This is a genomic window from Sporosarcina luteola (assembly GCF_023715245.1).
GTDB classification, from domain to species: domain Bacteria; phylum Bacillota; class Bacilli; order Bacillales_A; family Planococcaceae; genus Sporosarcina; species Sporosarcina luteola_C.
This window is the reverse complement of the sequence record NZ_JAMBNV010000001.1, coordinates 2,298,358-2,309,686: the sequence shown is the minus strand read 5'-3', so window position 1 is coordinate 2,309,686 and position 11,329 is coordinate 2,298,358. Positions and strand designations below refer to the sequence as shown.

The following is an 11,329-nucleotide window of genomic DNA, read 5'->3' as shown; positions in this document are numbered from 1 at the left end:
CAAGATGAGATTTCCCATTACGCAAGTAAGTAAGATCCCTCAAAGAAGATGAGGTGGATAGGTCCGGGGTGGAAGCGTGGCGACACGTGCAGCTGACGGATACTAATCGATCGAGGACTTAACCTTAAGTTATAAAGTACGGTTGAACTTGAAGTTCAGCAACAATGTTGGTTTTATCCGGTTTTGAACGAATAAGTATCGTTCAAATAAGTTTTTTTAAAAAAAGACTTGTAAATATCATCAGAGTTGGTATAATCAATATTGTCTTCATTGAAAGGCGATAAAGTCTGGTGACGATGGCGAAGAGGTCACACCCGTTCCCATACCGAACACGGAAGTTAAGCTCTTCAGCGCCGATGGTAGTAGGGGGCTTCCCCCTGTGAGAGTAGGACGTCGCCGGGCCAACCAAATCATTACATAGTAAGCAGACAACGATAAAAAATGTACAAGCTACATAATTGGTCGAGTGAAGCTGACGTAGTAGTGAGAAGTATATTGCAGCTCTTGGTATAAAGCGAGAGAAGCAAGCAGGTTGCAGAATAGCGCGATTTAAAAACGGAGGATTAGCTCAGCTGGGAGAGCACCTGCCTTACAAGCAGGGGGTCGGCGGTTCGAACCCGTCATCCTCCACCATATATATAAAATTAATGAATTGCCGGTGTAGCTCAGTTGGTAGAGCAACTGACTTGTAATCAGTAGGTCGTGGGTTCGACTCCTATCGCCGGCACCACTTTTTGAGCCATTAGCTCAGTTGGTAGAGCATCTGACTTTTAATCAGAGGGTCGCAGGTTCGAATCCTGCATGGCTCACCATTTCTTGACTCTCTGTCTTGATCTGAATATGCGGGTGTGGTGGAACTGGCAGACACGCTAGACTTAGGATCTAGTGCCGTAAGGCGTGGGGGTTCGACTCCCTTCACCCGCACTTTCAATGCGGAAGTAGTTCAGTGGTAGAATACGACCTTGCCAAGGTCGGGGTCGCGGGTTCGAATCCCGTCTTCCGCTCCATATCATTTGCCGGGGTGGCGGAACTGGCAGACGCACAGGACTTAAAATCCTGCGGTAGGTGACTACCGTACCGGTTCGATTCCGGTTCTCGGCACCAAACAAATATATATTGCGCCCGTAGCTCAATTGGATAGAGCGTCTGACTACGGATCAGAAGGTTGTGGATTCGAATTCTTCCGGGCGCGCCATTACTTTAAAAATATCGGGAAGTAGCTCAGCTTGGTAGAGCACTTGGTTTGGGACCAAGGGGTCGCAGGTTCGAATCCTGTCTTCCCGACCACTTCTTATGGGGCCTTAGCTCAGCTGGGAGAGCGCCTGCCTTGCACGCAGGAGGTCAGCGTTTCGATCCCGCTAGGCTCCACCAATTTACTTTAATACTTTTCCTGGCGGCGTAGCTCAGCTGGCTAGAGCGTACGGTTCATACCCGTAAGGTCGGGGGTTCGATCCCCTCTGCCGCCATCCTAAAGGACCTTTAGCTCAGTTGGTTAGAGCAGACGGCTCATAACCGTCCGGTCGCAGGTTCGAGTCCTGCAAGGTCCACCACTATTTGAATAGTCATCACGGAGGAATACCCAAGCCTGGCTGAAGGGATCGGTCTTGAAAACCGACAGGGGTGTTAAAGCCCGCGGGGGTTCGAATCCCTCTTCCTCCGCCATATATATTTAAAACAGCAATAGTGGTTACCTAGGACAACTGAATTTGAAGGAAATTATAACAAAGTCACAAAGCAAAACTGAATGCGTAGGATTTAAACTTCCTACAACTATTATTATCGCGGGGTGGAGCAGTGGCAGCTCGTCGGGCTCATAACCCGAAGGTCGCAGGTTCAAATCCTGCCCCCGCAACCAAATGGTCCCGTGGTGTAGCGGTTAACATGCCTGCCTGTCACGCAGGAGATCGCCGGTTCGATCCCGGTCGGGACCGCCATTTTCTTTAATTACATATCAGTTACGATTTGATGATTGCAGATTTCTAAGTGACTCAGAAATTATCAGCTATCCAAGTCAAATGTGGCTCAGTAGCTCAGTCGGTAGAGCAAAGGACTGAAAATCCTTGTGTCGGCGGTTCGATTCCGTCCTGAGCCACCATTCTTTGCGGGTGTAGTTTAGTGGTAAAACCTCAGCCTTCCAAGCTGATGATGAGGGTTCGATTCCCTTCACCCGCTCCATGGGCCTATAGCTCAGCTGGTTAGAGCGCACGCCTGATAAGCGTGAGGTCGGTGGTTCGAGTCCACTTAGGCCCATCATATTCCGCAGTAGCTCAGTGGTAGAGCAATCGGCTGTTAACCGATCGGTCGTAGGTTCGAGTCCTACCTGCGGAGCCAATTTTATACGGGGAAGTACTCAAGTGGCTCAAGAGGCGCCCCTGCTAAGGGCGTAGATCGCGAAAGCGGTGCGAGGGTTCGAATCCCTCCTTCTCCGCCATATTTTATTGGCCCCTTGGTCAAGCGGTTAAGACACCGCCCTTTCACGGCGGTAACACGGGTTCGAATCCCGTAGGGGTCATACTAGTAAGCAAGTGTAGAAGAGAATTTTTTCTTCTACACTTGCTTTTTTATTTGATTAGAATACTCTTGCTGTATAGGTTGAGAAGCGCATAAATGCTATGAACTGCGCATAAATGCTGTTAAAAGTCCATAAACGCCAAGTAAGACGCATAAAAGCAGCCATAGACGCATAAACCCGACTAGAGACGCATAAATCCCTCTAAACACGCTAACTCCGTAAAAGCCCGCGTAAAATGCTTTATGCGGGCTTCACTGGATTTATGCGCCGTTCAACTAGACTTATGCGTATATAATGCGATTTATGCGCACTATCCAGACTTTATGCGTCAATCTAAGCGTTTATGCGTGGATTTTCGATTTTATGAGCATTTCCGAATCAATAGGTCAAAAATCTTTAAAAAGGACTGTTGCAGGAAGTCGATTATCTCCGACATCATGCAACAGTCCTTGTTTTCTTATTTATCGTCTGTGTAGCCGTCACTTAGATGATACGGGATGTCCCCGATAGGTGATTCCAAGCCTACATCATCTAACTCCTCTTCATATTCCTCTGATATCTCCGACCTTACAAATCCTCTTGTTTCGCCTGTGATATCTGTACTGATGAATTCCTCCACTTCTTCCACCGCGCCGTCCAATATTTTATCATCATAAAGAGTATTATAGTCATCATGATCTCCTATAAAATCGGAAGGTGTTTCCGAAGTGCCCGATTTGGCTATTTCTTGAAAGCTGTCTTCACTGTCTCTTTCATTGCTTTCCCTTCCAGTGCTATCTCTTCTATCTGCGAAGGTGTTGGGATTGGCCATAATCAAAATATCTTTTTCCGATGGTCGATCGTTCGGAATATCCCTCTCAGGCGTATGATCTATACAGTACGTCGTGTAGGGAAGTGCCTCCAGCCTTTCAAAGGGAATTTCATTTTTACATACTTCACAATAGCCGTATGTTCCATTTGTTAAAGCATTCAAAGCATGTTCCACTTTGTCGGATTCGTCTCCCGCATGGACATGCAGGGCTAGATCCTTCTCTCTTTCGAAAAGCTCAGTTCCCATGTCTCCAGGGTGATTATCATAGGTAGATAACTCGCCGACTTCTTCGCGAGCAGAATCTCTAATATCCGTTTCACTTTCCGTCTTCTGCAATTGTGATTTCATTTCAAGCAAACTTGCTTTGAGTTCAGTTTTCTGTTCGTTTGTTAACATGATCAGCACATCCTTTTATGTTAGTCGCATTAGTATGGTCATAGCCCGATGACTTCATAGCAATGAAAGCATTTGTACCTTCTCAATTCCTTTTGAATCGATGAATTAAACATGGAAGACAAATACAGACAAAAAAAGGACTTGCTATTGCGCAAGTCCATCCAAAAAAATTATAGATAATGTCCAATTAGGATGCCGATACCTAATAATAAACCGAATAACGTATTTGTGACAGCTGTGTTCTTCATGGCAGGCATGACCTGCAATGGCAGCAGATGTGTGCGGAAGGTGACAACCGCATCTATCGGTTTACGGACACTAAGAAATACGAGCAAAGCCCACGGGGTGAGATAACCTAAAGCTATCAGTATGATTATCCAACAATAAGAGACGATAAAGAATGAAGCAAGGATTGTAATCGCATTGGATCTTCCGACTAGAATGGCTAACGTCTTCCTGCCGCCTTCTTTATCACCTTCCAGGTCACGGATGTTGTTTGCCAACATGATAGCAGCGACAAGGAGCATGCTTGGAATGGAAATGAGCACTGCGTCTGTCGTTACTATGCCCGTTTGGATATAGAAGGCAATCAGAATCAGTAGCATTCCCATGACCACACCTGAAACTAGCTCTCCAAAAGGTGTGTAGGCGATTGGCAGTGGTCCGCCGGTATACAAATAACCGATCAGCATTGAGATGGCCCCAACTAAGGCTAGCGTCCAGGAAGTTTCCATGCAAATATAAATCCCGATGAGAACTGAAACTGCATATAACGCTAGAGCAATGAGCAATACCGTTATCGGCTTGACGCCATTCCGAACGATTGTCCCGCCGATGCCAACAGAGTTTTCATTGTCCAATCCGCGTTTGAAATCGTAATATTCATTGAACATATTGGTAGCCATCTGTATGAAAAGGCTCGCAATCAGCATGGCGAAAAATAACGGAAAATGCAGTTTTCCGTGAGTCAAAGCAATCATTGTACCTAGAAATACCGGAGCGAAAGCCGCAGTCAACGTATGTGGCCTCGTAAGCTGCCACCATATTCGCCACCCGGAATCAGCTTTAATAGTATGTTGCACTGTATTCTCTCCTATCCTCATGTTTCCGATATCCATTGTACTCCAAAACGTCTGAAAGAGGTATCCTTGTTTGCATTATCTATGCGAGGATGACGAATTTCCGGTATAATGGAAGTAAGAAATTCATTCTTCGATAAAAAAATAATTAGCGTCTAATTGCAAGATGATGGTTTGAAGATAAAGGAGAGAAAATGATGGGTCACAAGATGACGGATGTTCGTCAAATGCAAAAAGTGATGATATCTCCAAGTACTCGCTTCTTCACGGAAACTGTCGAAGTCGGAAGGATATCACCTTTGTCTTTTTTTGAAGCAGGTGCTTCGCAATACAAAGACAGTCGGTTCTATTGGCAAAACGCTGATAAGACATTGACAATTGTCGGAATTGGACAAGCTTATACGTTGGCAACCGGGAGAACCGGCGGCCGTTATAAAGACATATCAGAGAAATGGAAACAACTTTGCTCCATTCTCATAAAAGAGGAAAAAGATATTGCTCCAGTCCTCTTTGGAGGATTTTCATTTGATGAGGAAAACAGAAAGGAATCGGAGTGGGATGAATTCCCGTCCGGGTATTTCGTTGTGCCTTCTTTCCAATTGAAGATCGAGGAAGGAAAGACTCTCATTTCCATCAATATGATTACGGATCATACAGAAGCCACTTTGGATTTTGAAAGACTACGGGATGAGCGTGACAAACTTATCCATATCGCTCAGGTAGAGGAGTTTGACTTTGCCAATCATAATAAGGTCATCGCAACTACGGAGCGGGGCAAAGAGCAGTATTTGAAAGCTGTCGAAAATGCCACAGAATCAATACAGCAAGGCAATGCGGACAAAGTCGTCATCGCTCGGGCGCTTGAACTTCAATTTGAGCAGGAAGTAAATAGCGTCAAAGCATTGCATGCAATTACAAATGAACAGCAGGAGAGCTATCATTTCGGCCTTCAAAAAGGGGAGTCGCTGTTTTTTGGTGCGACGCCTGAACGTCTAATTGAAATTAAGAATGGGAAAGCCTACTCGGCATGTGTAGCCGGATCGATCCGTCGCGGGAAATCGGCACAGGAAGACCGGGAACTTGGTGAAGCACTATTGGGTGATCGAAAGAACCGCGAAGAGCATCAGCATGTCGTCAGCATGATCTCGAATATCTTTAATAAATACTGCACTGAAGTGCTCATCCCGAAAACGCCAAAACTAATGAAAATCAGGGATATACAACACCTCTATACGTCTGTGGAAGGGGCGCTTGGAGAGGAAAATGATATCTTCTCATTCGTAGAAGCATTGCATCCGACGCCGGCATTGGGAGGAGTCCCAACAGATGTTGCATTGGAAATCATTCGGCACGAGGAAGAAATGGATAGAGGGTATTATGCTGCTCCTATCGGTTGGACAGATGCTGCAGGCAACGGAGAATTTGCAGTTGCCATCCGTTCTGGTTTACTCAATTCGGATCGGGCATATTTGTACGCGGGCGGAGGAATCGTTGCGGATTCCGTTCCCGAACTGGAATATGACGAGACGTGGGTGAAATTCAGACCGGTATTGCGGGCGCTAGGGGGAAAGTTGAATGGATGAACAACGAGTGTTGACAGACCATGTTTTACGAATGACTGATACGTTACTGCAGGCGGGCGTGAAAGAGGCGGTCATAAGTCCGGGTTCCCGTTCAACGCCTCTCGCTTATGCTTTTGCTGCTTCGGATAAAATGGAGACATTTATGCAAGTGGATGAAAGGTCAGCAGCATATTTCGCACTCGGCTTGGCTAAGGCATCCGGCAGACCGGTTATCCTTCTATGCACATCGGGAACGGCAGCGTCAAACTACCACCCTGCAATCACTGAGGCGTTTTACGCTCGCATCCCGCTGATAGTCCTAACGGCTGACCGGCCGCATGAACTGAGGGGCGTGGGCGCGCCACAAGCGATCGATCAATTGAATATGTACGGCAAGCATGTGAAATTCAGTGTCGACCTTCCACTTGCGGAGGACAGTGAAGAGCTGGATTGGTTTTTGGAAAGGCACGTCAATCGTGCCGTTTCCGTTGCGATGACCAAACCGATGGGACCGATTCATTTGAACATTCCATTGCGAGAGCCTTTATTGATTGATTTCGACAGAAAACCGAGGGCATCGACTTTCGTTGAAAGGATCCATGGTGATATTGAACTTTCAATGATCCAGAAACAATCGCTTGCCGCTCTTTTTTCGAAGACTGAACAAGGGTTGATTGTCGTTGGGGAGTTGCCTATCGGATTTGATAAGGATGCATTCTGGAAGTTTGCAAGGCGATTACAATGGCCTGTGTTATGTGATCCTTTATCCAACTTGAGATCGGAAGTGCCTGAAGATTGTAAATCATTATGTATCGTTCATTATGATGCCCTGTTGAAAAGTGAAACGTTCCAGTCGAAGGTGGTGCCTGACACGGTCATCCGTTTCGGAGCACAGCCGGTTTCGAAGCCATTGTCTTTATTCTTGAAGAAACACCGGCCGGAAGTGTTCGCCGCTGTGGATGAATCACCGGAATTCCGGGATTCGCTCGGTGTAGTCACGCATCACCTGCAGTCATCACCGGAGGCGGTGTATGACGTACCGGGACAGCAGGAAACGACCGTCTACAGTGAGATGTGGGCTTCAGCGGATAAATTCGCCGAGACCGCAACAAAACGGTATGAAGGCATTGCGGGGGATGAAGGTGTCATTGTAAAAACATTATTCGACATGCTTCCGGTCGGCAGTGATTTGATAAGCGGCAGCAGCATGCCAATCCGTGACGTAGACACATTTTTCTGCAAGACTGAGAAAGATGTTGCTATATTTTCCAATAGGGGAACAAACGGCATTGACGGGGTTGTCTCCACGGCGTTCGGTATCGAAGCAGCACGAAAAAGACCTACGTATTTGCTAATTGGCGATTTGTCCTTTTTGCACGATGTCAATGGATTGATCGTATCCAGGTTCCATAAAACGAATTTGACGATTGTTATATTGAATAACGACGGCGGAGGCATTTTTTCATATCTTCCCCAAGCAGGCGTCGCCAACCATTTTGAAGAATTATTTGGGACACCTACAGGTTTGACATTCGAACATATCGGCGCCATGTATGATGCACAGTATGCTGCCATACACACAGTTGAAGAGTTCAAGGCTGAAATGGAACTAGAAAAGACGAAAGACGTCCGAATCATTGAAGTGTTTACAAGCAGGCCGGTGAATGTAAAGGCCCATCGAGCTTATTGGGCAGACATCATTGAAGGGCTTGAAGGAAATGATTGACCTCCAAGTCCCGGTGCGTGGTCTTTCTATCCATGTCGAGATGGAAGGGGATCCTCATTTGCCCGCCATCGTTTTTCTACACGGTTTTACAGGAACTGCATCCACTTGGAATGAAGTTCGGAAAGAATTAGAAGGAAAGTATCGGACGATTGCTATAGATTTGACGGGGCACGGTAAAACAAGCATTCCTGACAAACCAGAGCGCTACTCAATGGAGGAGCAGATTAAAGACCTGGAAGCCCTTTTTGGGCATTTGAAATTGGACTCCTTTTATTTGGTTGGCTACTCGATGGGCGGGCGCATTTCTCTGGCGTACACAATCAATTATCCCGAACGAGTGAAGGCTTTGATTCTTGAAAGCTCGTCTCCGGGCTTGTCGGAAGAACAAGATAGAGCCGCACGGAAGGCGGCTGACAAGTTGCTCGCAAGTAAGATAATTGAGGAAGGCATCACTACTTTTGTCGATAAATGGGAGAACATTCCCCTGTTTGATTCCCAAAAAAGTCTTCCTGCAGAAAAAAGGAGAGCGATTAGGAAGGAAAGACTGCAGCAAAACGAAATCGGATTGGCCAACAGTCTGTTAGGGATCGGAACGGGCAGCCAGGATTCTTATTGGAAAGCCCTTCATTCGATATCAAATCCTGTATTTCTTACTACGGGTGAATTGGATGCGAAATTTGTAGCAATTGCCCGGGAAATGAACTTACTTTCTCCTACTTGGCGACATGCTGTCGTTCCGGGGGCGGGACATGCAATTCACGTGGAAAAACCACGATTGTTTGCTACAATGGTTATGGAGTATTTGCAAGATCTATATTTGGAGGAGGAAGAAAATGACACGTCAATGGGAAACGATCCGTACATATGAAGATATCAAATATGAGAAGTACAACGGCATTGCAAAAGTGACGATTAACCGTCCTGAAGTGCGTAATGCATTCCGCCCTAAAACTGTAATGGAGTTGATCGATGCGTTTTCTCGTGCGCGAGATGATGAAAGCATCGGCGTCATCATTTTGACAGGAGAAGGCGAGAAAGCATTTTGTTCAGGCGGTGACCAATCCGTACGCGGACATGGAGGATATGTTGGGGATGACGAAATTCCACGTTTGAATGTCCTTGACCTGCAAAGATTGATCCGTGTCATTCCGAAGCCAGTAGTCGCAATGGTTGCAGGATATGCAATCGGTGGCGGGCATGTATTGCATGTCGTATGTGACTTGACGATTGCAGCAGATAATGCTCGTTTCGGACAAACAGGACCGAAAGTCGGTTCATTTGACGCTGGATATGGATCGGGTTATTTGGCTCGTATCATCGGTCATAAGAAAGCAAGGGAAATTTGGTATCTATGCCGCCAATACGATGCACAACAAGCATTGGATATGGGCCTCGTCAACACAGTTGTCCCATATGAGCAATTGGAAGACGAAACGGTCCAATGGTGTGAAGAAATGCTCGCAATGAGCCCGACTGCGCTCCGTTTCATCAAAGCGGCAATGAATGCCGATACGGACGGACTAGCTGGTCTTCAACAACTGGCTGGAGACGCAACATTGCTTTACTACACAACGGAAGAAGCGAAAGAGGGACGCGACGCTTTCAAAGAGAAGCGTAAGCCTGACTTCGGCCAATTCCCACGTTTCCCTTAATATTGTAAGCATAGTAAATCTCCAAGCTGCCTGTTTAAATAGGCAGCTTTTCTATTCGAGAGGGAGGGTGAGTAAGTGATTCCTAATTGGTTATTGCAAAGGGCGTATTTGACGCCTGATCGGATGGCTCTCTCCTTTGGGGAGAATCAGTGGACATTCAGGCAACTCTCGGAAAAGGCGGCTACTATTGCCAGGAAATTACGATGGAATGGTCTTAACGAAGGGGACCGGATTGCCTTGTTGGGCCGATCGACACCCGAGATGGTTTTTGTCATCCATGGATGTCTGTTGGCGGGGCTCGAAATCGTCATGTTGAACAGCAGGCTATCCTCAAAAGAAATTTCATGGCAATTGAATGATTGCGGTGCCTCGACTTTGATAGCCGATGATGAATTTATTGATCATATTAAAGAGGTCAGCACTCCTAAGCTCTTATTTTCCGCAATTGAACTAAGTGAGACGCAACCTGTCACGTTTACGGAAATGTGGGAACCGTCAAGGACGATTACAATCATGTATACATCAGGGACGACAGGCTTTCCGAAAGGTGTCCGACAGACGGCTGGCAACCATACATCGAGTGCATTATCCTCAGTATTGAATTTAGGATTGTCGGAGGATGATATTTGGCTATGTACGATGCCGTTGTTCCATATAAGCGGGTTTTCAATACTCGCAAGGTCCGTTATTTATGGAATGGGTGTACGGTTGTATGAAAAATTTGATGCGGAATCGATTGTAGAGGAAATTGAAAAGGGGACTGTTACTAGGATTTCCGTTGTTGCGACAGGGTTTCATAGGATCCTGGATGAATTCGAGAAAAATAGGTCGGTTGCTCATCCTTCATTTCAGTCGATGTTAGCGGGCGGCGGCCCAGTACCGGATGATTATTTGCGTCGAGCTGTTCTTTATAGGCTGCCTGTTCTGCAAACATATGGAATGACGGAAACGAGTTCCCAAACTGCAACACTTTCATCTGAGGATGCCTTACGGAAGTCCGGCTCTGCGGGCAAGCCTTTATTCTTCAATCGAATCACGATCAGAGATGCAGAACAACCTGGAGAGTTTGGCGAGGTGCTCGTTATGGGGCCTCACGTTACACCGGGGTATATCGGGCATGCATCCGACAGGGAGCCGTTGGAAGACGGCTGGCTGCCGACGGGGGATATCGGCTATATCGATGAAGAGGGCTATTTATTCATTGTCGATAGACGATCAGATCTGATCATTTCCGGTGGTGAAAATATATATCCTGCTGAAATTGAAAATGTACTTATGTCACATCCAGACGTAAAAGAAGCAGGTGTATGTGGAGTAACTCATCCTGAATGGGGCAGTGTGCCAGTCGCGTTCATTGTAGGCGACGAACATCTGACAGAATTGGATTTGGAAGAGTATTGTAACCAACAGCTTGGCAGATATAAAGTTCCAAAAGCATTCCATTTTGTAGACGAGCTGCCGCGCAATGCATCAAATAAATTGCTTCGTCGTGAACTGAAAGAATGGGCCTTGGACAAATGAAAAAGTAGGGTTGGAATCCCTCCTGGGACGTATTTCAGTAAAAACTGAACACGTTAAGAAGTAAAGAGAA

7 protein-coding genes, 20 tRNA genes and 2 rRNA genes are annotated in these 11,329 nt (G+C 46.3%); 27 read left to right on the top strand and 2 right to left on the bottom strand.

The genetic code is table 11. From position 1 onward, the window contains the following. From M3152_RS11320 to M3152_RS11215, 22 genes are all read left to right on the top strand, one after another. Positions 1-126 (top strand): 23S ribosomal RNA (locus tag M3152_RS11320); the annotation flags it as partial. A 160-nt stretch (positions 127-286) separates the two neighbouring features. Then, a 5S ribosomal RNA gene (gene rrf, locus M3152_RS11315) occupies positions 287-402 on the top strand. 155 nt (positions 403-557) lie between these two features. After that, positions 558-633, top strand: a tRNA-Val gene (locus tag M3152_RS11310). A gap of 21 nt (positions 634-654) precedes the next feature. Next, positions 655-730, top strand: a tRNA-Thr gene (locus M3152_RS11305). A 6-nt stretch (positions 731-736) separates the two neighbouring features. Continuing rightward, positions 737-812 (top strand) — tRNA-Lys (locus tag M3152_RS11300). 30 nt (positions 813-842) lie between these two features. Then, positions 843-924 (top strand) — tRNA-Leu (locus M3152_RS11295). An 8-nt stretch (positions 925-932) separates the two neighbouring features. Further along, positions 933-1,007: transfer RNA gene (locus M3152_RS11290), tRNA-Gly, on the top strand. A gap of 8 nt (positions 1,008-1,015) precedes the next feature. Then, a tRNA-Leu gene (locus M3152_RS11285) sits at positions 1,016-1,104 on the top strand. A gap of 14 nt (positions 1,105-1,118) precedes the next feature. After that, positions 1,119-1,195: transfer RNA gene (locus M3152_RS11280), tRNA-Arg, on the top strand. A 15-nt stretch (positions 1,196-1,210) separates the two neighbouring features. Further along, positions 1,211-1,287, top strand: a tRNA-Pro gene (locus M3152_RS11275). An 8-nt stretch (positions 1,288-1,295) separates the two neighbouring features. Then, a tRNA-Ala gene (locus M3152_RS11270) sits at positions 1,296-1,371 on the top strand. A 21-nt stretch (positions 1,372-1,392) separates the two neighbouring features. Beyond that, positions 1,393-1,466 (top strand) — tRNA-Met (locus tag M3152_RS11265). Positions 1,467-1,473: 7 nt separating this feature from the next. Next, a tRNA-Ile gene (locus M3152_RS11260) sits at positions 1,474-1,550 on the top strand. Between the two features lie 19 nt (positions 1,551-1,569). Further along, positions 1,570-1,662: transfer RNA gene (locus M3152_RS11255), tRNA-Ser, on the top strand. Positions 1,663-1,780: 118 nt separating this feature from the next. Continuing rightward, positions 1,781-1,855, top strand: a tRNA-Met gene (locus M3152_RS11250). Positions 1,856-1,858: 3 nt separating this feature from the next. Beyond that, positions 1,859-1,934: transfer RNA gene (locus M3152_RS11245), tRNA-Asp, on the top strand. Between the two features lie 85 nt (positions 1,935-2,019). Beyond that, positions 2,020-2,095: transfer RNA gene (locus tag M3152_RS11240), tRNA-Phe, on the top strand. A gap of 6 nt (positions 2,096-2,101) precedes the next feature. Continuing rightward, positions 2,102-2,175: transfer RNA gene (locus M3152_RS11235), tRNA-Gly, on the top strand. 1 nt (position 2,176) lies between these two features. Continuing rightward, positions 2,177-2,250, top strand: a tRNA-Ile gene (locus M3152_RS11230). A 6-nt stretch (positions 2,251-2,256) separates the two neighbouring features. Next, a tRNA-Asn gene (locus M3152_RS11225) sits at positions 2,257-2,331 on the top strand. 9 nt (positions 2,332-2,340) lie between these two features. Further along, a tRNA-Ser gene (locus M3152_RS11220) sits at positions 2,341-2,431 on the top strand. A 9-nt stretch (positions 2,432-2,440) separates the two neighbouring features. Beyond that, positions 2,441-2,512, top strand: a tRNA-Glu gene (locus M3152_RS11215). A 457-nt stretch (positions 2,513-2,969) separates the two neighbouring features. Here M3152_RS11215 and M3152_RS11210 read toward each other — a convergent pair. Next, positions 2,970-3,719, bottom strand: coding sequence for a TraR/DksA C4-type zinc finger protein (locus M3152_RS11210; RefSeq protein ID WP_251695201.1), 750 nt, complete (start codon positions 3,717-3,719; stop codon positions 2,970-2,972). A gap of 170 nt (positions 3,720-3,889) precedes the next feature. Beyond that, positions 3,890-4,801 (bottom strand): 1,4-dihydroxy-2-naphthoate polyprenyltransferase, encoded by a 912-nt coding sequence (locus M3152_RS11205; protein ID WP_251695200.1) that lies wholly within the window; start codon positions 4,799-4,801, stop codon positions 3,890-3,892. A 194-nt stretch (positions 4,802-4,995) separates the two neighbouring features. Between M3152_RS11205 and M3152_RS11200 the strand changes: the two genes are divergently transcribed. The 5 genes from M3152_RS11200 to M3152_RS11180 all read left to right on the top strand — a co-directional run bounded on the left by M3152_RS11200 (position 4,996) and on the right by M3152_RS11180 (position 11,259). Next, positions 4,996-6,381: an isochorismate synthase gene (locus M3152_RS11200; protein WP_251695199.1), complete on the top strand. Its 1,386-nt coding sequence runs from the start codon at positions 4,996-4,998 to the stop codon at positions 6,379-6,381. Further along, the gene (gene menD, locus M3152_RS11195; RefSeq protein WP_251695198.1) at positions 6,374-8,086 is read left to right on the top strand and encodes a 2-succinyl-5-enolpyruvyl-6-hydroxy-3-cyclohexene-1-carboxylic-acid synthase; all 1,713 of its coding nucleotides are present in this window, start codon (positions 6,374-6,376) and stop codon (positions 8,084-8,086) included. Before M3152_RS11200 ends, menD begins: the two co-directional genes overlap by 8 nt. Continuing rightward, a complete protein-coding gene (gene menH, locus M3152_RS11190) occupies positions 8,061-8,954 on the top strand; it encodes a 2-succinyl-6-hydroxy-2,4-cyclohexadiene-1-carboxylate synthase (RefSeq protein WP_251695197.1) in 894 nt (297 codons plus the stop codon). Before menD ends, menH begins: the two co-directional genes overlap by 26 nt. Then, positions 8,920-9,738 carry a 1,4-dihydroxy-2-naphthoyl-CoA synthase gene (menB, locus tag M3152_RS11185; RefSeq protein ID WP_251623560.1) on the top strand — a complete coding sequence of 273 codons (819 nt, stop codon included), beginning with the start codon at positions 8,920-8,922 and terminating at the stop codon, positions 9,736-9,738. The genes menH and menB overlap by 35 nt, the downstream gene beginning before the upstream one ends. A gap of 75 nt (positions 9,739-9,813) precedes the next feature. After that, entirely contained in the window at positions 9,814-11,259 is a 1,446-nt protein-coding gene (locus M3152_RS11180; RefSeq protein ID WP_251695196.1) for an o-succinylbenzoate--CoA ligase, read from the top strand. Positions 11,260-11,329 lie beyond the last annotated feature (70 nt).